Genomic DNA, 19,805 nt, shown 5'->3' on the forward strand with positions numbered 1-19,805 from the left:
TTCTTTTCAACTCAGCTACTTAACTTCTTGGCAACTTGGCTACTTATAACTTGATATTTTGCAACTCACAACTCACTATTCACCACTCACTTTTTTTAATGGTCCATCTTGTTTATATAATAACTTATGATATCTTTTTATATTTACTACAACAGGTACTTCATAAATGTTAAGATATTGTATAAGTTTAATTATAGTATTTATTCCGGCTGTTGTATAGATAATATTTGGATAATTTTTGCGTTTTTGAAAAATATCCACCGCTAAAACAGGGTAATGTGTTTTTATGTGTTTTATTAAATTTTTGAGATTGTTCATACGTGAGCTGAAAATAAGCAAAGTATATTCGTTTTTTTTGGGTATAAAAATATCATTTTTGGTGTAAAGTATAATATTTTCAAAATTAACAAACTTATATTCACTGAATTTATATTTATAGTAGAAAAAAAAAGCAGCTACCATTAATGCTCCGAAAAAGGAGCTGAAAGTATAAAAAAATTTGCTTTTCAATTATAAAAGAGCGTTTATTTTTTCTTCGTACATAGCTTTTGGTGCAGCACCTATCATTGCATCTACAACTTCACCATCTTTAATAAACAAAACTGTTGGAATACTTCTGATTCCAAATTGAATAGCAAGTTCTTGTTGTTCATCTGTATTGATTTTACCTACTGCTACGCCTTTGTCTTTATATTCTTCGCTTAATTCTTCAATAATAGGAGCAACCATTCTACAAGGTCCGCACCAAGGCGCCCAAAAATCTACTACAACTAATTTATTGTTTTTTACAGTTTCTTCAAAATTTTCTTTAGTAATTTCTAATGCCATTTTAATCCTTTTTTTATTGAATTATACCCAAAATTTTATTAATTACCCATTAACAGAGGCTGTTTTTTTAAATTTTAACGATAAAATAACAAATCTTACAAACTGCCAAATTATACATTTTCTTTTCCATCTCTCAAAAGGAGTCGGATACATCCCAAATTTAGTTTCATCATATGCTCTTTTTTCCCATTCTTTTATTTTTAATCCTATTTGAGGACTTCTAATTGCCATTTTTTTCTCCTTAATTTTAATCTGGAATCAAATACCAAAAAGGTTTTGCTTTCGCTTTGTATAAAAACAGATAATGCATGAGCCACTTAAACCAGTGACCGGCACTTCCTACTTCACCTATTGTATATTTAATATCTCTTCCAAAATCCGGATATTTTTTGAAATCAGGTATTGTAGGATAAACAGACATACTTCCTGCAATTCCCCTAAATCCGTAATTTATGGAAACAATACAAATACTTGCAAGTTCTGCCATACTTGCTTTATGTCTGAAGCTTGGTTTTCCTTCAAGTATCCATTCTGCTATATTTAGAGCTGTTGCGTGAGCCATAACAGCGCTTGGCATACCTGTTCTTGGAGGTGCCGGTGTCAACGGACGGCCCGATTTAGTTTTATTTGGCATTGATATCGGATGAGGTGGTGCAAATGCAATACCAACAGCGAAAATATTTGGATATGTCGGATTTTGAAGTTTTTTTGGCCAGTCTTCACCACTCCATTCATGATACGGTTTTTGTCCGCTTGAATAATCTGCATCTACTATCATAAGACCATTTGGTTTAAACAGTTTATCTGTATAATCTTCTCCATTGGGTCCCACTGCTGTAATTCCGACACCGCTAAACGGAGGAATAAGCATTGCAAAATCATATTCGACTGTTTTTTCTTCACCTTCATATGTCTCATAATATACTTTGCCTCTCTCTACCTTATAAACACTTGCTCTTTTAATCCAGTCAACCCCATATTCACTAAACATAGAACGAATTATGTTTTTTGTATGTGTGATATAACCGTTGTTTTTAACATATGCACCGCCAAGGCCCAAATCACCTAAATCCATTTCATTAGTAATATAAGTTACATCAATATAATCCATTAAATCCAAATCATATATTAAAGATGCCACATTCATTGTATATTCAACCGCAGCACCCTGACAAGTACATCCACCATGTCCAAGACCGATAAGAACTTTTTGTTTTTCACCTTTTTTTGCTTTTTCTATAACTTTTTGAAGCTCTTTCCATGCATGATCCGCATGATTGTAACTGCATATAGATGTAGTATTTCCTGTCTCCGGTCCAAGCCCGGGAGTGGCTGAAAAATTTAATTTTGGACCGGTGGCATTAATTAAATAATCAAAATAAACTTTTTCTTTTTCTCCAGCTCTTGCACCTGCAGTATATTCAATAGTTACATACGGCTTGCTTTCTCCTGCATCACCTTCTGGATGAATACTAAGAGCTTTTGCCTGTTTAAATTCAATTCCAAGTTTAGAATATACAGGAGCTAATTCAAAATATACCTGTTCAGGCTTCATAGCACCTATTCCAACCCAGATATTTGAAGGAACCCATTGATATTTTGAATTAGGAGAAACTACAATAACTTCTGCTTTATTTTTAAGATTATGTTTTAAATTCATAGCTGCCGTATGTCCTGAAATACCTGCCCCTAAAACAACTATTTTTGGTTTCATTTTTAACCTTTTTATTTTTTTATGTTTAATTATAACTCAAATATCTAATTTAAGATAATTTTTATCTTTATTTAATTAAAAGTTATTAAAAACTATAATCTGAAATTATTGACTATAAAGGTGACAGACACAACTTTTAATTAGAAATTATAAATGTTGAGTTATAAATTAAAAAAATAAAAATTAATTTAACATTTGAAATTTAACATTTATAATTATATTGGGTTTTGCCCAAAAGGGCAGGGAGTTAATGATGTTCGTAAGAATCTGTTACGTTTCTTATATCGAATATTTTATCAAGCAATGCAAAAACCGCTATGCCTATACCGAGACATCCTATAATTATCATCCATTCCATTGGATGAGGGGCAATATATGCATATGGGGTAATTGCGTCTAACTGGTAAACACCGTTTGCTTGATATCCCAGACCGTCAACCCTTGCGCTCATAGGAATAATATTACCTCCGAAAATAAATGCCTGTCTCATTAAAAATGCGCCTATAACTGCAGAAATGCCGCCTATTAATACAGCACCTTTACTCTTTGAAAAAAACAGGATAAAAGGAATTACAATTCCCAAAATCAGCCATCCCCAATACATCCAGCTGATTGGGCTTCCTTTAATCATTAAATTTACCCATTTAGGATCTACCAACATAAAATCTATTATTTCATAAATAGCGGCCAAAACTGTTAAAACAATCCCTGTTTTTGCTGCAATTTTAATAAAGTCGTCAAAATAAGGTTTTTCTCTTAATCCTAAAAATGCAAAAATAATTGCTCCGCCTATTCCTGTGATTCCACCTGTAATTAGGAAATAAATCCAAAGCTGAGGAATATCAGTCCATAAATGTCTTGGTGTGTTTTGGTTAAATAATAAACCTTGGATATAAAATTCTCCCAAGTCAATACATAAACTTAATATAACCAAAATTAACGCAAGTTTTTTCGCCAAATCTCTTTTGGATGTAATTAAGAAATAAATTTCGATAAATGTAAACGGTATATAAATACTGTATAAAGGCAGCATTAACCACATACCCGCCTGAGGCTGAGGATTTAAAACCATCCAGTAAATATGTAATAAGTTACCTAAGTCGCTTGCGATAGAAACTAATCCGCCAAAAACCATTGAAATACCGAAAGTCATCATAGCGGCTGCTACTTTTGGAGCAACTTTTACATGGAAAAGTTCTCCCAATGCAGTTAAGAAAATCAAGGCGCTTCCGCCGTAAAGCAGATAAACATACTGAGTTACAAATACGCCCCAAGGTTCCGCTTTGTTTACTTCTTCTATTTCCGGTAGATTAAAAATCTGCTCTTTCAAAGCAATAGCGGCATGTTTCAGTGCTTCAGGGTCACCTCCGGCTGCCACCATTCCTGCCTGGGAAATAAAATCGTGAAAATATCTTAAATGAAACAGTTCATACCAGCCTACCAAACCTATCGCTATTAAAACATATGCAATAAGCATTACTTTGTTAAAAAATAATTCTGTAAAACTGACTCTATTTATATTTAATCCGCAGCAATTTATATAATTTTTCATAGCGGCTCCTTACGCTTTTTTCCACTCAGGTTCTTTGGCCTGAGTTGCAGCTTCATATAATGGTTTAATCTCATCCCATGTGTGTGTTTTAACATCACCCAATGTTCTTTTTGCATATTCTTTATTTTCCGGTACAAGATAAAATAATTTAGGAAGCGTGCCTTCTTCTTCTTTTAAGAAGAAAAATTCTCTTTGTTTTAAAAGTTTTACCAAATCGGAATCTTCATCTTCCAAATCACCGAATGTTCTAACTTTAGTCGGACATGTCGCACTACAGGCGGTTGTTCCGTATTCCTGGATTCTTCCGTCGCAGAATGTACATTTGTCAACTGCGTGTTTTGTCTCATCCACAAATCTTGCGCCGTAAGGGCAGGCTTCCATACAACCTTTACATAAAATACACATGGAAGGGTCTACTTTAACAAGTCCCCCTTCTGCATAATGGCTTGCCCCTGTAGGACATACAGTTACACATGGTGCGTCAATACAGTGATTACATTGAGACGGATAAAAATTTAAAAACGCGTCAGCGAGTGTTTTTCCGCCTTCTACAATACCAACCCATATTCTTTGTTTATCAGCTCCTAACATTACTCCGTTTTCGTCTTTACATGCCACTTCACATGCTCTACAGTCTATACAGTTTTGATATTCAAGTGCAATTGCATAATTTGCCATGGCTTACACCTTTCTTATTTTTACAAGAGTTTCGTTCATACTTGCGGAACCAAGAATTGGATCAATTGCGTTTTCACAAATCATAGCCTGGGATATACCGTTTTTGTATCCAAGTGTCATCATTGGAGACTGAGATCCAAACCCTGTTGCGATAAACGCCGTATCTTTTCTGATTCTTTTTGTAGGATAAACTTTGGCTCTTACTTTTTTACCCTGTTCGCTTGTAAGTTCCACTTCATCCTTGAATTTAAGCCCCATTTCTTTTGCAAGTTCATCATTTATCCACATATAATTATAATTCATTAAATCAAGCAGTAAATAGTTGTTTGAATGAAAACTTTGAGTAAAATATGCGTGTCTTCCGACTACCACCCTCACTTCTTTTTCATTGGTGTTTGGAGCTTTATATAAGCTGTCTCTCCACATAGGAAACATTCTTAAAGTTTCTATTTTACCGTTTATAGGATTTGTGAATTTTTTACCTTCCAATCCTTTTAAGGCTACTTTAATATATTTTCCTTTTTTAGGGACAATATAATAATCTTTCGGAAGAGTGGTAAATTTTTGATAAACAGTTTCAGCTAATTCATTTTTATTTTGAGTATCTTTTTTGAATGCTTTTAAATGTTCATCCAAAATACCTGATTTAACTGCATTTTCTATTCCAGGCCAGTAAACCCCCCATTCTTTTGCTATTTTGGCGGCTTCTTCTCCGTATAGTTCCTTCATTGTTTCTTCGTTATACTCAGAAACAGTTTTATCATAAGCCGCTGTTAATCTGAATGTTTCAATTCCCAAATCATCATCGCTCGCATGCTCTAAAATCGCTTTTAGAAGTTTTTCATCTTTAATATCTGCTTTTAATTTTGTTTTATCTATTTTAAAATCATCTGTTAAATATTTGGTTAAATCAAAGTTTTTTGGAAGTTTTACTCCAAAACCGCCTTCGTCCCAGGTATATTTAAATGTAATTGCCGCAAAAGGCTTTTCTATTCTTTTTGAAAGTTCTTTGCACATAAAATATATATCCTGAGCGTATCCTCTAGGTTCGACTCCCTGGCTTCTCCAGGTAATGTAAGGTTCTATTGTATTAAACATTTTTAAAGGGGATTCTCTTTCTACATAAACGGTATCCGGCAAGATTACGTCTGCATAAAGAGCTGTATCGGTTCCCTGAATGTCAATTACAACCACCAAATCCATTGTTTCATACATTTTGGCGGTTTTTTCATAATCAGGAACCGATTGAAGCGGATTTTGTTTATAATGGAATGCCGCTCTTACAGGATATTCATTATCAGCTAATTTTTCGCCTTTTTTCCATCTGGTATTTACATCCAAAATTGTATCTCTGATAATAGGCCAGCTACCTTTTTGAGGGTTGCCCAATGGATATGTGTTTGGTTTTAAGCAGGCAATATCAATTCTTGTTTTTGCGTTATCATAAATAGGAAAATCCTCATATTCATAGCTTTCAAATTTTAATCCTCTTCCAAGAATAATTCCGCCCGGTCTGTTAACGCATCCGTGAATTGAATTGAAAATCGCCTGAGCACGTCTAAAATCAAAATCCTGATAATACCAGGTAGATTTTCTGCTTCTGTAGCAGTTTGCGGCACCTTTATATTTTTCAGCCGCATCTGAAAATTCTTTTGTAATTCTTCTGATTGTAGAAGCAGGAATTTCAGTTATTTTTTCAGCCCATTCAGGAGTATATTTGGCACCTTCACCCGTTGTAAAGAATTTTTCAAGTTCTTCAACTCCGGTAACATATTTTTTAATATAATCAGCCTTATAAGGAGTTTTATGAAAACCTTTATTAATGCTTTCATGAATCATTGCAAGGATTAAAGCACCGTCGGTTCCAGGTTTGATAGGAATAAATTCATCAGCCTGGGCAGCTGTATTAGTGTATCTTACATCAACATACACGATTTTTTCAATTCCTCTTTTGTGTGTTCTTTTAAACATATCAAGAGTATCCGGGGTTACAATTCCCTCAGCCCTGTTTGCTCCTAAGTTCAAAAGATATTTTGTGTTTCTGAAATCTCCCTGTCCCCAACTTCCAAATGTTAAGCTGTTTGCTATAAATGAAGGCGCAAAACATGTTGAAAAGTGGTCAATAAAATTGGCAGTACCGATTCCGTTTACCAAGTTCATTATAATTGGTTCATCAACTACCCCTGATGTTGCACCGACACCGAAAAGGAATGTGCTTCTGTTATCTTTTTCCTCATCAAGTATTTTAATCATTTTTTTAGCAATATAATCAAGCGCTTCATCCCAAGAGGCTTTTCTAAATTTACCTTCACCTCTTTTCCCAACCCTGATTAAAGGTGTTGTAATTCTATCCGGGTCGTATTCTTCCGCAATTCCCGCATTACCCCTTGCACACATAAAATTTCTGCTTTTTGGATAAAGCGGATTCGGGTCTATTTTTGTTACCTTCCCATCAACGTTTCTAACAATTACCCCGCACATGTTTACGCACATACCGCAAACATTGGGGGTAAATTTTGCGTTTTTAATATCTTCTTCTTTCTTTTCTTTTTCGTTTAAACCTTCTTCATAAGGTCCAAAAGCAAATGCTGATGAGCCGGTTACCGCTACACCTGCTGCCGCAGCTGCTGAACCTTTCAGGAAGCTCCTTCTTTTTAAATCAACAATTTCAGACATTGATTCTCCTTTTAGAAATTTACGTAGTAATTGTAGCATAGTATTGAAAAAAATATATATCCCGAAGAGGGATATAAGAGAAAATTATCTTAATTTAATTAAAAGTTATATCTGATATAAGCTCTTATGTCTTTAGCTTTTTTAACATAACTGAACATTGTGTTATCTGGGTTACCCATATCACCAAAGAATGCATCACTTCCAGGATGATTGTATTTAATGTATGTATATCTTAACTGTGCTGTTAGATGAGGAATAATCTGATGATTGTAATATACATCAAAAGCGTGTCCTCTAACTGCTGCAATGCTTCCGGCTAATGTATCTTCTCCGTAAGTAAAGCTTCTCCAGTATTTGCTTCCGTTTACATAAGATAGACCGAATCTGTCGTTATCTGCAAATCCCGGCATATCAGCACCTACCCAGATACTGTGACCTGTTCTTTTTTTATCTGAACCAAGCATAGTTTGTCCGGATTTAGGTCTTGTTTCTGAAAATGCCCAAGAAACAAATGCTGTAGTGTTGTCAAGAAAATCGCTTATCCCGTCACCGATTCCTTGAGCCGCAAATACGGCGTTTTCACCGAAATAATTTCCTAATGTTGCCATGTCAGCAACAAATGTACTAGGACCTGTGAAAGCCATTTTAAAACCTTGAAGGTTAAACGCCCAGACTGTTTCTGTTTTTAATGAATATTGTCCGTCGTCATAAGGAATTAATAAAAATCCTCCAAAATCTGCATGATGAGCATTACCTTTTGTATAATCAGGTTGAGTGTTGTTTAATGACCATTTTCCGTTAGAAGCGGTATAACCTCTTCCCAAACAGAATTTAATCCATGTTCCCCAATCAGCAAATTTATCTGATAGTTTAGAGAATAATGAGTTTCCAACTTCAAAACTGAATCCGTCAAATTCCATATTGATTAAATGTCCAAGCGGACTGTTTGCATTGTCTTCGTCAACTAAATTAGCTGGAAATCCCTGAGTCGCCGGTCTTCTACCCGCACTGAACATTAATCCGTTATCCGGACCAAACCAGTAATTAAAGAAAGCTTCTTTGATTCTGATATTTGCATCGTCAGGTGTTTCATTTACTACCCAGTCAACATTTTGGAAAGGTTGATTCATGCTGTTAATTGAAGTCATACCAAATACTTTATTGGCTTCGACTCTTACAGTTGCTTTTAAATTATCTGCGGGTTTGTATACACCTGTTAGGATAATTCTGTTTTGTAAAACCTGACCAATATGATCTTTTTTGTCAGTTTGTCCTGTAACTACACCAGCAAATTGATGTCCGCTTTGTCCTGTCATATCTGGTCCAACATTATATGTTAATCCGGCTGTTGTTTGTTTGTTAAGATAATCGAATGCCGTTCTTAAATCGAATCCCCAGAATAGATGAGAGTTTGCTACCACAGGCGATACTTTTTTATAGTATCTGCTGTTTTGTTCGTCAACTTTTTTTTCAACTTTTTGCTGGCTGGTTTTTAACTGATTTAATTGTTGCTGTAAAAGCTCAATTTGTTTTTGTAACTGCTCAACCGTAGGCTGTGCGAAAAGTCCTGCTACAACTGAAGCTGAAAGTAAAAATTTTTTCATTTTTTTCTCCTTTGATTTTTTAATTTAATTTCGCATTTTTTTAGTCAGTGCAAATTATAACAAATTTAATGTAATTGTCTACCTCTCCCGGAGGTATTTTTTTTAAAGTCATCCGGGAGGTATTCTTCCCTGCAGTATTTGGGTGAAGAATACTTTTAAATAAGGGAGTTTGCCTTTTTCAATTATCTTTTGCATTCCTTTAGCAGCTTTTGGGTTCAATGTTTTTAGCTTTTCTAAAAAAGGTTTTGCGTTATCGGCAAACAATTCATTTAACTGATCTGGTGTGACAACATTTAATTTTTTTAACAGCTCCGGCGCTTTTAATGTATGGCCGCCCGAATGTTTGATGTATCTTATGTATGCTCTGTAACCCGCTGTATAAGCGTTGATTGCATAAGCAAAAGATACAAGCATAATTGCACTGACTAAAATTTTAGAAAATTTCATAATCCGCCTTTAATGAATAAATGTTCATTTGCAATGAAATGATACATCATTTTTCCTTAAAGTTTGCTTAAAATAAAAAAAATTTATAACAAATTTAACAAATTTTTGCTAAATAAATGAAATTTGGAGATTTTTGTATGATTTTTCAATCCTTTTATTAATATTAGAATATGATATAATTTTATAAAAAAGGCAGTTATTGAAAGAAAAAGCGTATATACTTTTGGCAAAACAGGAAAACATATCAAACAGAAAGGCCAAGGAACTCATTGACAGAGGTTTGGTTTATGCAAGGGAAAAAAAAATAAAGATAGCAAGAGGGCTTCTTCCTGCTAATATAAAATTTAAAATTATCAATATTCCTGATATAAGAAAAATTTATGAGGATAAAAATATAGTGGTAGTTGACAAACCCCCGTTTATTACGAGCGAAGAAATTTCTCAAAAATTTAAACAGCCGCTTTTGCACAGGCTTGATAAGCAAACAAGCGGTATTCTTGTAATGGTAAAAAATAAAGAGTTTAGAAAACGGGCCATTGAAGAATTTAGAAATAAAAATGTTTATAAAGAATATATTGCATGGGTAGAAGGTATAATCGCCCAAAATGACATTATAAACCTTCCTATTGAAATTATTAAGACAAAATCGGCTTCTTTTGCTAAAATTTCACCAAAAGGTGAAGAGGCGGTTACCCAAATTGAGCCGATTTTGGCATTCAGGACAAAATCTAAAATAAAAGCCGTTATCCATACAGGAAGAACACATCAGATAAGGGCTCATTTAAAAGCGATTGAACATCCTATTATAGGAGATGTGAAATACGGGGGAAAAGAATACGCAAGGGTAATGCTTCACCACCATAAATTTAAACTGTTTGATTATGAATTTATTTCACCAGAGCCAGATGATTTTAAAATGCAGGAAGAAAAGTAATCAATTGAAAATGGAAAATTAAAAATTAGTTTTATTGTTACTTTTTTTTACAACTCACTAAAATGTAAAGGAGAATAATGTTTGGAAAAATAAGTGAAGGTTTTAGAAATGCAATTAATAAAATCAAACTTAAAGATGATGAGAAATCTTTAAAAAAAGCGCTCGATGAACTTAAAAAAAACTTGTTAAAAGCGGATGTTCATTTTAAAACGGTAAAAGAACTTATTAAAAAAGTGGAAATTGAAACAAAAAGAAAAGGTATAGGAAAAGCAAATTTTTTAATGGCGCTTGAAGATGCCCTAACCCAAATACTTAAAGCCCCGGGAAATTTCGGATTTGTATTTTCTCCCAAACCTCCCACTGTTGTAATGATGACAGGCCTTCAGGGTAGCGGTAAAACAACCACAACTGCAAAATTAGCATATTATCTTAAAACATTTAAAAAGAAAAAAGTGTTAATGGTTGCGGCCGATTTACAAAGACTTGCAGCGGTTGAACAGCTTAAACAGTTAGCCGAGGCAAACGGGCTTGATATATATTATGATGAATTTGCAAAAGACGCCGTTGAAGTTGTTAAAAAAGGTGTTGAATTTGCTAAAAGTAAATATTATGATGTTGTGCTTATAGATACGGCGGGACGCCTTGCTATTGATGAAGAGCTTATGAGCGAACTTGTTAAAATGAAAAAAGAGGTGAATCCGGATGAAATTTTTTACGTAGCCGATTCGCTCACGGGTAAAGATGCAATAAATACCGCCAAAACTTTTGATGAAAAACTTGATATATCAGGTGTTATTTTAACCAAATACGATGGTGACAGCAAAGGCGGGGTTGCCTTAAGCATTGCCCATCAGGCCCATAAACCTCTGAGATTCCTGGGAACCGGAGAAAAAATAGCAGATTTGGAAGTATTTATGCCCGAGAGGATTGTAAACAGATTATTAGGAGCCGGGGATATAGAAGGGCTTGTTGAAAAAACGGCCGCTATAATGGATGAAAAAGAAGCCAAAAAAATATCCAAAAAAATTAAAAAAGGCGAATTTAATTACGAAGATTTTATAAAGCAGCTTGAACAGATTAAAAAGCTCGGGAGTATGAAAAACCTGCTTTCAATGATTCCCGGAATGGGCGGAATGTTAAAACAGTTAGGAGAAATTGACCTTGAAAATTCTGATGAAATTAAAAAAATAAAAGCCATGGTAAATTCCATGACCCCAAAAGAGAGAACCAATTCGAAATTACTAAAAGAGAGTGCAAGTAGAAGAAGAAGAATCGCGAGCGGAGCAGGACTTAGTGTACAGGAAGTAAACAGAATCAATAAACAGTTTCAGAATGCGGCAAAAATGGCAAAAAAATTTGCCGGTAAGAAAATTCCAAATATGAATGAGCTTATGAATATGACAAAAGGCTTGAATTTTCCAAAATAATGTATTAAAATTTCACATTATTTTTAATGGGTCGGTTTGGGCGGGATAAAAAATAAATAAATAAACTAAGGAGATACACGTGGTAAAAATCAGACTTGCAAGATTTGGTAGAAAAAAAAGACCTTTTTACAGAATAGTTGTAACAGATTCAAAAAAAGAAGAGATTCAGGATGGATAGAATCAGTAGGATATTATAATCCTTTAACTGAACCAGCAACAGTAAAAATGGATTTAGACAGGGTAAATTATTGGATTGGTGTAGGTGCTAAAATGAGTGAAAGAGTTATTAAACTAAAAAAAATAGCTGAAGAAAACGCTTAATGGTTGAATCTTTTGTAAGGGAATATGCCAAACTTTTGGCATTTGAACCTGATGTAATTAAAAGTGAAATTGTGCCGCATAGTGATTTTGATGAAATTATAATTTATGCAAAAAAAGCCGATGTGGGCAGAATAATAGGTAAAGACGGGGCAATGGTAAAAGCTATAAAAACCGTTATAAGCGGCTGCAGGGCAAAAGAAGATAAAAATTATAAAATTACACTAAAAGCATATGAATAAAAAAATTCCAATTGCAAAAATTGGAAAAACTTACGGGGTGAAGGGATGGCAGAAACTTCACCTCCTAACCGACTTTCCGGAGCAGTTCAAACCTAATGCTACATTTGAATCCGACAGAATAGATTTAACCATAGAAAAAATAGATATAAAAAGAAATCTGGTTAAATTTAAAGGCATAAATACACCCGAAGAAGCCAAGAAACTTATTAACAGAGTCCTTTATACCACTTCTGAAAAAACAAAAGAAGAAATAAAATTAAAAGAAAACGAATATTTCTGGTTTGAAATTATCGGATGTGAAGTAATGGAAAATATTGAGAATCGCCAAGTTGGAAGTTCCAAGTTCCAAGTTTTAGGAAAAGTGGTTGAAATAGAAAGGGTGGATGTAGATTATTTAATAATTAAAACCGGTGAATCTCTGGTAAATAAAGGTTATCCAAAAAGATTTTTAATTGATTTTAAAAGAAATGTGGAAAATGTGGATGTTGAAAATAAAAAAATTTATGCTAAAGGTGCAATAGATATTCTTGAAAGTCTTAAATGAAAATTGTTTTTGTTACTCTTTTCTCCAATTTAATAAAACCTTATTTTGAAGATTCTATTTTAAAAAAAGCATTAGAAAAATCTGTTTTTGAAATAGAATTTGTAAATTTTAGAGAATTTGCCGAAAATAGACATATGCATATAGACACTCCTCCTGCCGGGGGTGGGGCCGGAATGGTTATTGATAATATTGCCTTAAGGGGATGTTTAAATTTTTTAAAAAATAAATATCAAAATGCAAAAACTATTTTTTTAACTCCCGTTGGAAAAGTTTATAATCAAAAAGACGCTGTTCGTTTAAGTTACGAGGATGTTTTAATATTAGTTTCCGGAAGATATGAGGGATTTGATGAAAGGCTTATAGAAGATTTTGCGAATGAGGTTATAAGTATAGGCGATTTTATACTAACAGGCGGAGAGCTTGGAAGTTTAATAATAGCTGATAGTGTGTTAAGAAATATTAAGGGAGTTTTAGGAAACAGTGAAAGTTTAGTTGAAGAGAGTTTTAACAATAATCTGCTTGAAGCCCCCCAATTTTCAAAAACGGGTAAAATTCCGGAAATTTTAAAAAGCGGAAATCATAAAAAAATAAAAAAGTGGAAAGAAAAAACTTCGCTTTTTAAAACTAAATTTCATAGACCTGATTTATTTCAAATAAATAATAAAAAATTGAAAATGTAAAATTAATGTTTAGAATTTAATTTGTTTTTTTGTTAATTTTTGATATAATTACGCTTCAAAATAAGTGTGGATGCCCTAAGCGGCCAATGGCACAAAGGAGAAAATAATGAGAAACAGATACATCGAGGCTTTTGAAGCTAAACAAATTGAAGGAAAAAATGTTCCTGAATTCAGACCCGGAGACACTGTAAGGGTCGCGGTTGAAATTAAAGAAGGCGATAAAAAAAGAATTCAAAATTTTGAAGGTGTGGTAATTGCAATTAAAGGCACCGGTGCAGGCAAAACATTTACCGTGAGAAAAATCGGTGCAAACAATATCGGAGTGGAAAGAATTTTTCCATTTTACAGCGAAAGTATTGCCGGTATCGAAGTGGTAAGAAAAGGTAGAGTCAGAAGGGCAAAACTTTATTATTTAAGAGAAAAAACAGGTAAAAAAGCAAGAATCAAAGAAAGAAGAGATTAATCTCTTTCTTTTTTTGTAATAAATATAGTGACAGACACTGTGAATAATGTTAAATTGTGAATGTTGAGTTCTGAATTAGAGATTTTTGAATATTTTTTTAATTTAATATTTAATTCAACATTTAACATTCAACATTTAACATTCAACATTCAACATTCATAATTCATAATTTTTATACGGGCACTTTTTTAACACTTTGTTTTATTAAAATAATAATAAAAATATATTTTGATATAATTTTTAAAAAAAGGCAGAGGATGAGAGATTATAATGAACAGATTTTAAGTTTTGGGGAAATTCAAGAACCTCATGAATGTATTACAATTGCATACGGAAGCGTAAGGGTGGAACAGGCAAGAATGTATGATGATGTATTGCCTACCGATGCTTTTAAACAGGTTATTATAATGCTTCAGGAACAGGCTAAAGAAATGGAAGCTGACGGGGTAAAAAATATTACTGTCACCATTACTCCTTCTAAAAATAAAGAGGGAATAGATGTACTTGATTATTATTCAATGGGAACTTTAATTAAACTTAAAGATTGATTCTCTCGACAACATCCGGTAAAAAAGTCCATTCGGCTTTTTTTAATTCTTTATGATATTCTTCGTAAGTTTTAAATTTATAAGGATTTATGTGATATTGTAAAATAATATCGCCGCTGTCAAGCTCTTCTGATGCAAAATGTACTGTTATACCGCATGCTTTTTTTGCCTCGAAGGACAATTTGTCTGCATTTAAGCCTTTGAAATTCGGTAAAATGCTTGGATGTAAATTTATTATTTTGCCCTTGAATTCATTGATTATAAAAGAAGGCACTATTTTCATAAATCCTGCAAGTACTATTAAATCGGGATTTAAATTTTTAAGGTGTTCCAAAATTTCATTAAAATCACTGCTTATTAAAATAGGAGGTAAACTTTTAAAGCATCAGAATCGGCTCTGTTTGTAATGCCTGCAATTATTTTATAATTATTTTCTTTTTTTATTAAATTTAAAAAATTGCTTCCGCCTTTTCCAAAAAATACAACTACTCTTTTCATTTATTCTTTTTATTTTTTGGAATTTGCAGCCATACCGGTTTTGGAGAGTTGATGGAAGCTTTTTTAAATTTTTGATGATATTGTTTGATTAAGGCTTTTAATACCCTTAAAAAATTCCGATTTGTTTCTTGAGCCTGTTAAAATATAAAATATTTTTCCGTTAGGTTTAGAAAAAATCAATGTAGGGGTAACACCTTTAAAATGTTTTTTTATTGTTTCGGGAATGGAATTTTGTTGAATAAAATAAAAAACAGGAATAAAATTTTTGTTTATAAAATTAGAAACTTTCTTATCTGAATATACATATTTTGAAAGATATTTTGAAGGAGGGCATTTAATACCAGCTATTTCCGTCAAAATAAGTTTATGCTTTTTTTTAGCCAATATTTTTGCCATGTCATAAGATTTAACCCAATGAATGTTTCCGTACCAGTTAAATGCGAATAAATTTATTAATAAAATAAAGGGAAATAAAAACTTTTTCATATTTATCCTTAAATCAGTGTCAAACACTTATAATTTAGATTAAAAATATTATTATTTAATTATGCATTTTACATTTTCAATTATACATTTGATTAAATGGTGCCCAGGGACGGAATCGAACCGCCGACACAGGGATTTTCAGTCCCTTGCTCTACCGACTGAGCTACCTGGGCAAATTTTATAATTTTAAATGTTAAATTATAAATAATAAATGAAATTATATGTAATTAAATTTAATTTTATCTTAAATTTAGCATTTATAATTCAAAATTCATAATTATTTTTTTAAAAATATTTCCCCTGTCTTTATAACTTTTAAACTGGTCGAAACTTGCACAGGCAGGACTAAGCAGGGCGAGTGAATCTTCATTATGTTTTTTATCAATTAAATTAACAGCGTTTTGCAGTGTTTTTGTATCATTAAAAGGTATTTGATGTTTTTTTGCTAAATTAATAAATAAATCTCTTTTTTCCCCTATTATAAAAAGTTCAATATCAAGTTTTTGCATATATTTAAATAGTTCTTCGAAATTTTGACCTTTATCATCTCCGCCTATAATTAAATAAATTTTTTATTTTTGTATCTTTTGAGTGCATTTAATGTTGCATCTATATTTGTGGCTTTTGAATCATCAACCCAGATTCTTCCATATTTATCTTTTATTTCTTCTAATTTATGCGGGTCTATTTTAAAATTTTTTAAACTTTTTTCTTTAAAATACAAAATATAATAAACAGCTTTTGCCAGTATTTCATCAAGTAAAAACGGAGATTTAAATTCAAATTCTTTAAATCCGAAATAATGTAGTAAATCCTCTTCATTTTCATAAAGGATTTTAAAGGCTTTTGTCGGTGAATTAAGTATTTTTGGCATTATTACCACGTCTCTTTCACTCATTCTTTTAAGAGGCGAAAGTTTTGCTTTTACATAATTTTCAAAACTTCCATGCCAGGAAATATGGTCTTCTTTTATAGGTAAAATTATAAAAATATTCGGTTTCGCAAATTTTGTATAATGGAGCTGAAAACTGCTGGCTTCTATCACCCAAAATTGTTTGTTTTTATCCATATCAGCAAGTGGAATACCGATATTTCCACCAATATCAGAATTTTGTAATAGATAATGTATCATCTCGGTAGTTGTTGTTTTTCCGTTTGTACCTGTTACCCATATCTGAAAAGGAGCTTCATTAAAATAATCAAATTCGCTGATTAAATTTTTGGCTTTTTTTATTAACGAATTATAAGGGGGAATACCGGGAGACGTTATTTCAAGATGGCTTTTTTCCGCTTTAAAAAGAAAAGGGGGCAAAAGAATATTGCCGTATTTATCAAACTCTATTTTTTTAAATCTGTCGTCATATATTTCCCAGCCCCCGCTTTTTGCAATGGATTTTGTGGTTAATCCGTATCCAAACAGAGATTTCATTTATTAAGATATCCTTTTAGCAGATTATCCAAATCAGTATTAAGTTCTTTTTTAATTTTTTCTTTAAATGCCGTAAGGCTTGAAGTTTGATCAACCAAAATTCCTTTTACACTGCTTGCTATATATATTTTTCCGTCTGCATATTTTTTGAGCTTATCAATTGAAATATTTCTGTCTTTTGCCACTGTGTCAAGAAAATTATTGTAAGTAGGAAGCAGAAGATGTTTAAGCAGATACTCTTTTTGCTCAGGTGTTGCTTTTTTAAACCAGCTTATCGGTTCTTTGTATTTTCCGACTGTAATGGTGTCTTCTTCTATACCGAGTTTTTTGGCAAGTTTTGCTATTACGTAATGCGGCATAATAACGCCTATACTTCCAACAATTGCGTTTTTGTTTGCAACAATCGGTTTAACTGCGCTTATAATATAATATCCCCCGCTTGCCGCCATACTTTCGACATATGCGTAAACTTTGAGATATGCATTAAATTCATCGCTTCCGCTCGGACTTCCGCCGGGAGTATTAAATATAAATAAAAAGGCTTTTAAGTTTTTGTCTTTTTTAAGTCTGTTTATTTTGTCCATCAAAGAATTTATATATTTTATTGTTATGGTTTTATTTATATTAATTTCTGCCACATACGGTTTTGTAACAGGTTTATTAAACGAAAAACTTTTTTTAAAAAATAAAAACAAAATAAAAACTTCCGCAAGTAATATTAAAATAACTCCTATTAAAACAATTTTTTCTTTTAATGCTTTTAATTTATAAATTTTAAGCTCGGCTTTCAACTTTTCTTCCATATTTTTCCTTTACTTGTAATTTGGCCATTCACCACTCACTACTCACTATTTTTCACCTTATCTTTATTGAAAGTATAGCAATAATATTTGTGATAAGTGCAATTATCCAAAAGCGTATGGTGATTTTATTTTCCATCCACCCTGATTTTTCAAAATGATGATGAATGGGGGCCATTTTAAAAATTCTTTTTTTTCTTGTTTTATAGCTTCCGACCTGCAAAATTACCGATACTGTTTCCATTATAAAAACAAATCCTATAAAAATAAGAAGTATTTCGTTTTTTGTAAAAATACTCAATATTCCTATAATGGCTCCAAGGCTTAAACTGCCGCTGTCACCCATAAAAACTTCTGCAGGATTTGCATTGTACCACAAAAATCCAAGAAGCGAGCCTATTAAACCAAATGCTATTATGCTGAGTTCTCCCACACCTTTTTCAAAAGGATAAAAAAGATAATGAGAATAAATCGCATTTCCTAAAATATACGCAAAAATAGCGAGTGTAAGCAGGGCAAATATGCTCGGTATGGTGGCAAGTCCGTCAAGTCCGTCTGTAAGGTTTACCGCATTACTCATTCCCACAATTACAAATGCCCAAAAAATTATAGAAAAAATTCCCATATCAAAAAGAGGATGTTTATAAAAAGGAATATAAAGTTTTGTGTCAAATCCGTTTTTATATAATAAAAAGGCAACTATAAACCCGCCTATCCATTGAAAAATAAATTTTTGTTTCGGTGTGAGGCCTGCGTGATTGGATGAAGCTTTTATTTTGCCCCAGTCGTCTATTATTCCTATAATCATAAAAAAAACGGCCGTAAAAATTGTAATCAAAACAAAATTATTGAGTTTGGCGCTTAAAAGAACGGCTGTTAAGGATGAAATCATAAAAACAACCCCTCCCATTGTAGGGGTTGATGATTTGCTTTTATGGGTTTGGGGGGCGAGTTCGTAAATAGGCTGGGTCGCTTTGTTTTTTGCCCATTTTATAAACATTGGATATGTTAATATTGCCAGAAAAAAAGCTGTAAAAAAAGCAAATATTGCCCTGAATGAAAGATAATGAAAAAGGTGTATATGAAAATGCTCATATAAAAAATATAGCATAAAATCCCTTTTTTAGGTAAAATTGTATCAAAAAAAGGGTTAAAATGACTTTTAGCGGTAAAAATGTATTAATAACCGGAGCCAGCAGGGGAATTGGTGCTGAAATTGCAAGAGTTTTAGCCAAAAAGGGCTTGAAAGTCTGGATAAATTACAAAAGCTCTGCAAACTTAGCCGATAAGTTAAAAGAAGAAATTGAATCCGACGGAGGAATCGCAGGAGTGATAGGGTTTGATGTAAGTGATGAGAAAGCCTTTATTGAAGGTATAAAAACTATAATTGAGAGTGACGGCGAACTCAGTTATTTAGTAAACAATGCGGGAATTACAAACGACAAGCTTGCAATGAGAATGAGTGTTGATGATTTTAAAAAAGTAATTGATGCCAATTTGGTTTCCACCTTTATAGGATGCAGGGAAGCACTTAAAGTAATGGGTAAAAAGATTCGGGGCTGTTGTAAATGTTGCAAGCGTTGTTGCCGAGTCTGGTAATGCGGGCCAGGTCAATTATGTTGCAAGCAAGGGCGGAATTATTTCCATGACCAAGACATTTGCGCTTGAAGGGGCAGCCAGAAGCATAAGATTTAATTCTGTTACGCCCGGATTTATAAAAACCGATATGACAGAAAAACTTCCAGGGAAGGTAAAAGAAGAAATTTTAAATAAAATCCCTCTAAAAAGAATGGCCAAGCCCGCTGAGGTGGCAAATGCGGTTGCATTTTTACTTAGTGACGGGGCAAGTTATATAACAGGGGAAACCCTTAAAGTAAACGGCGGAATGTATATGTAATAAGTGGTGAGCTTGCCCGGCCGCTTGCAAAGCGGCGGGG

General features: G+C 32.9%; 21 protein-coding genes, 1 tRNA gene and 3 pseudogenes. 9 read left to right on the forward strand and 16 right to left on the reverse strand.

Annotated features, from left to right (window positions below):
* Positions 1 to 75: 75 nt before the first annotated feature.
* The 9 genes from DZ68_RS0106035 to DZ68_RS0106075 form a co-directional block, all read right to left on the reverse strand.
* Positions 76 to 462 carry a hypothetical protein gene (locus DZ68_RS0106035; RefSeq protein WP_024787734.1) on the reverse strand — a complete coding sequence of 129 codons (387 nt, stop codon included), beginning with the start codon at positions 460 to 462 and terminating at the stop codon, positions 76 to 78.
* Between the two features lie 48 nt (positions 463 to 510).
* Positions 511 to 828: a thioredoxin gene (gene trxA / locus DZ68_RS0106040; protein WP_024787735.1), complete on the reverse strand. Its 318-nt coding sequence runs from the start codon at positions 826 to 828 to the stop codon at positions 511 to 513.
* A 42-nt stretch (positions 829 to 870) separates the two neighbouring features.
* Positions 871 to 1,059 carry a hypothetical protein gene (locus DZ68_RS0106045; protein ID WP_024787736.1) on the reverse strand — a complete coding sequence of 63 codons (189 nt, stop codon included), beginning with the start codon at positions 1,057 to 1,059 and terminating at the stop codon, positions 871 to 873.
* Positions 1,060 to 1,075: 16 nt separating this feature from the next.
* On the reverse strand, positions 1,076 to 2,542 hold the full coding sequence (locus DZ68_RS0106050) for an NAD(P)/FAD-dependent oxidoreductase (RefSeq protein ID WP_024787737.1): 1,467 nt from the start codon (positions 2,540 to 2,542) through the stop codon (positions 1,076 to 1,078).
* Positions 2,543 to 2,789: 247 nt separating this feature from the next.
* Positions 2,790 to 4,094, reverse strand: coding sequence for a sulfide reductase (locus DZ68_RS0106055; RefSeq protein ID WP_024787738.1), 1,305 nt, complete (start codon positions 4,092 to 4,094; stop codon positions 2,790 to 2,792).
* 9 nt (positions 4,095 to 4,103) lie between these two features.
* Positions 4,104 to 4,772 carry a 4Fe-4S dicluster domain-containing protein gene (locus DZ68_RS0106060; RefSeq protein ID WP_024787739.1) on the reverse strand — a complete coding sequence of 223 codons (669 nt, stop codon included), beginning with the start codon at positions 4,770 to 4,772 and terminating at the stop codon, positions 4,104 to 4,106.
* A gap of 3 nt (positions 4,773 to 4,775) precedes the next feature.
* Positions 4,776 to 7,448 (reverse strand): molybdopterin-dependent oxidoreductase, encoded by a 2,673-nt coding sequence (locus DZ68_RS0106065; protein ID WP_024787740.1) that lies wholly within the window; start codon positions 7,446 to 7,448, stop codon positions 4,776 to 4,778.
* Positions 7,449 to 7,546: 98 nt separating this feature from the next.
* Positions 7,547 to 9,052 (reverse strand): DUF3373 family protein, encoded by a 1,506-nt coding sequence (locus DZ68_RS0106070; protein WP_024787741.1) that lies wholly within the window; start codon positions 9,050 to 9,052, stop codon positions 7,547 to 7,549.
* A gap of 108 nt (positions 9,053 to 9,160) precedes the next feature.
* Entirely contained in the window at positions 9,161 to 9,499 is a 339-nt protein-coding gene (locus DZ68_RS0106075; RefSeq protein WP_024787742.1) for a hypothetical protein, read from the reverse strand.
* Between the two features lie 199 nt (positions 9,500 to 9,698).
* Here DZ68_RS0106075 and DZ68_RS0106080 point away from each other — a divergent pair, with 199 nt between their 5' ends.
* From DZ68_RS0106080 to DZ68_RS0106115, 8 genes and pseudogenes are all read left to right on the forward strand, one after another.
* Positions 9,699 to 10,433, forward strand: coding sequence for an RluA family pseudouridine synthase (locus tag DZ68_RS0106080; protein ID WP_024787743.1), 735 nt, complete (start codon positions 9,699 to 9,701; stop codon positions 10,431 to 10,433).
* Between the two features lie 77 nt (positions 10,434 to 10,510).
* Complete coding sequence (gene ffh / locus DZ68_RS0106085) at positions 10,511 to 11,860, forward strand: signal recognition particle protein (RefSeq protein ID WP_024787744.1); 1,350 nt, start codon at positions 10,511 to 10,513, stop codon at positions 11,858 to 11,860.
* A gap of 79 nt (positions 11,861 to 11,939) precedes the next feature.
* A pseudogene (gene rpsP, locus DZ68_RS10145) lies at positions 11,940 to 12,181 on the forward strand (30S ribosomal protein S16).
* A complete protein-coding gene (locus DZ68_RS0106095; protein ID WP_024787746.1) occupies positions 12,181 to 12,420 on the forward strand; it encodes a KH domain-containing protein in 240 nt (79 codons plus the stop codon). The pseudogene rpsP and the gene DZ68_RS0106095 overlap by 1 nt, the downstream one beginning before the upstream one ends.
* On the forward strand, positions 12,413 to 12,964 hold the full coding sequence (rimM, locus tag DZ68_RS0106100) for a ribosome maturation factor RimM (RefSeq protein WP_024790897.1): 552 nt from the start codon (positions 12,413 to 12,415) through the stop codon (positions 12,962 to 12,964). Before DZ68_RS0106095 ends, rimM begins: the two co-directional genes overlap by 8 nt.
* Positions 12,961 to 13,644, forward strand: coding sequence for a tRNA (guanosine(37)-N1)-methyltransferase TrmD (gene trmD / locus DZ68_RS0106105; RefSeq protein WP_024787748.1), 684 nt, complete (start codon positions 12,961 to 12,963; stop codon positions 13,642 to 13,644). Before rimM ends, trmD begins: the two co-directional genes overlap by 4 nt.
* Positions 13,645 to 13,750: 106 nt before the next feature.
* Complete coding sequence (rplS, locus tag DZ68_RS0106110) at positions 13,751 to 14,107, forward strand: 50S ribosomal protein L19 (protein ID WP_024787749.1); 357 nt, start codon at positions 13,751 to 13,753, stop codon at positions 14,105 to 14,107.
* Between the two features lie 257 nt (positions 14,108 to 14,364).
* Positions 14,365 to 14,655 carry a hypothetical protein gene (locus DZ68_RS0106115; RefSeq protein WP_024787750.1) on the forward strand — a complete coding sequence of 97 codons (291 nt, stop codon included), beginning with the start codon at positions 14,365 to 14,367 and terminating at the stop codon, positions 14,653 to 14,655.
* Here the strand turns inward: DZ68_RS0106115 and DZ68_RS10150 are convergent.
* The 7 genes and pseudogenes from DZ68_RS10150 to mraY all read right to left on the reverse strand — a co-directional run bounded on the left by DZ68_RS10150 (position 14,645) and on the right by mraY (position 18,979).
* Entirely contained in the window at positions 14,645 to 14,989 is a 345-nt protein-coding gene (locus DZ68_RS10150; protein ID WP_051428189.1) for a formyltransferase family protein, read from the reverse strand. The genes DZ68_RS0106115 and DZ68_RS10150 overlap by 11 nt on opposite strands.
* Positions 14,990 to 15,012: 23 nt before the next feature.
* Positions 15,013 to 15,153, reverse strand: coding sequence for a hypothetical protein (locus DZ68_RS11070; protein ID WP_236618678.1), 141 nt, complete (start codon positions 15,151 to 15,153; stop codon positions 15,013 to 15,015).
* 63 nt (positions 15,154 to 15,216) lie between these two features.
* A complete protein-coding gene (locus DZ68_RS0106125; protein WP_024790898.1) occupies positions 15,217 to 15,639 on the reverse strand; it encodes a thioredoxin family protein in 423 nt (140 codons plus the stop codon).
* Positions 15,640 to 15,736: 97 nt separating this feature from the next.
* Positions 15,737 to 15,812: transfer RNA gene (locus DZ68_RS0106130), tRNA-Phe, on the reverse strand.
* A gap of 84 nt (positions 15,813 to 15,896) precedes the next feature.
* A pseudogene (gene murD / locus DZ68_RS10155) lies at positions 15,897 to 17,068 on the reverse strand (UDP-N-acetylmuramoyl-L-alanine--D-glutamate ligase).
* Positions 17,065 to 17,871, reverse strand: a complete 807-nt coding sequence (gene sppA / locus DZ68_RS0106140; protein ID WP_024787753.1) for a signal peptide peptidase SppA — start codon at positions 17,869 to 17,871, stop codon at positions 17,065 to 17,067. Before sppA ends, murD begins: the two are co-directional and overlap by 4 nt.
* 52 nt (positions 17,872 to 17,923) lie before the next feature.
* On the reverse strand, positions 17,924 to 18,979 hold the full coding sequence (mraY, locus tag DZ68_RS0106145; RefSeq protein WP_024787754.1) for a phospho-N-acetylmuramoyl-pentapeptide-transferase: 1,056 nt from the start codon (positions 18,977 to 18,979) through the stop codon (positions 17,924 to 17,926).
* Between the two features lie 44 nt (positions 18,980 to 19,023).
* Between mraY and fabG the strand changes: the two are divergent.
* A pseudogene (gene fabG / locus DZ68_RS10160) lies at positions 19,024 to 19,765 on the forward strand (3-oxoacyl-ACP reductase FabG).
* The last annotated feature ends 40 nt before the right edge of the window (positions 19,766 to 19,805 follow it).

This window comes from Lebetimonas sp. JS085 (genome assembly GCF_000523295.1).
In the GTDB taxonomy this organism is placed as follows: domain Bacteria; phylum Campylobacterota; class Campylobacteria; order Campylobacterales; family Nautiliaceae; genus Lebetimonas.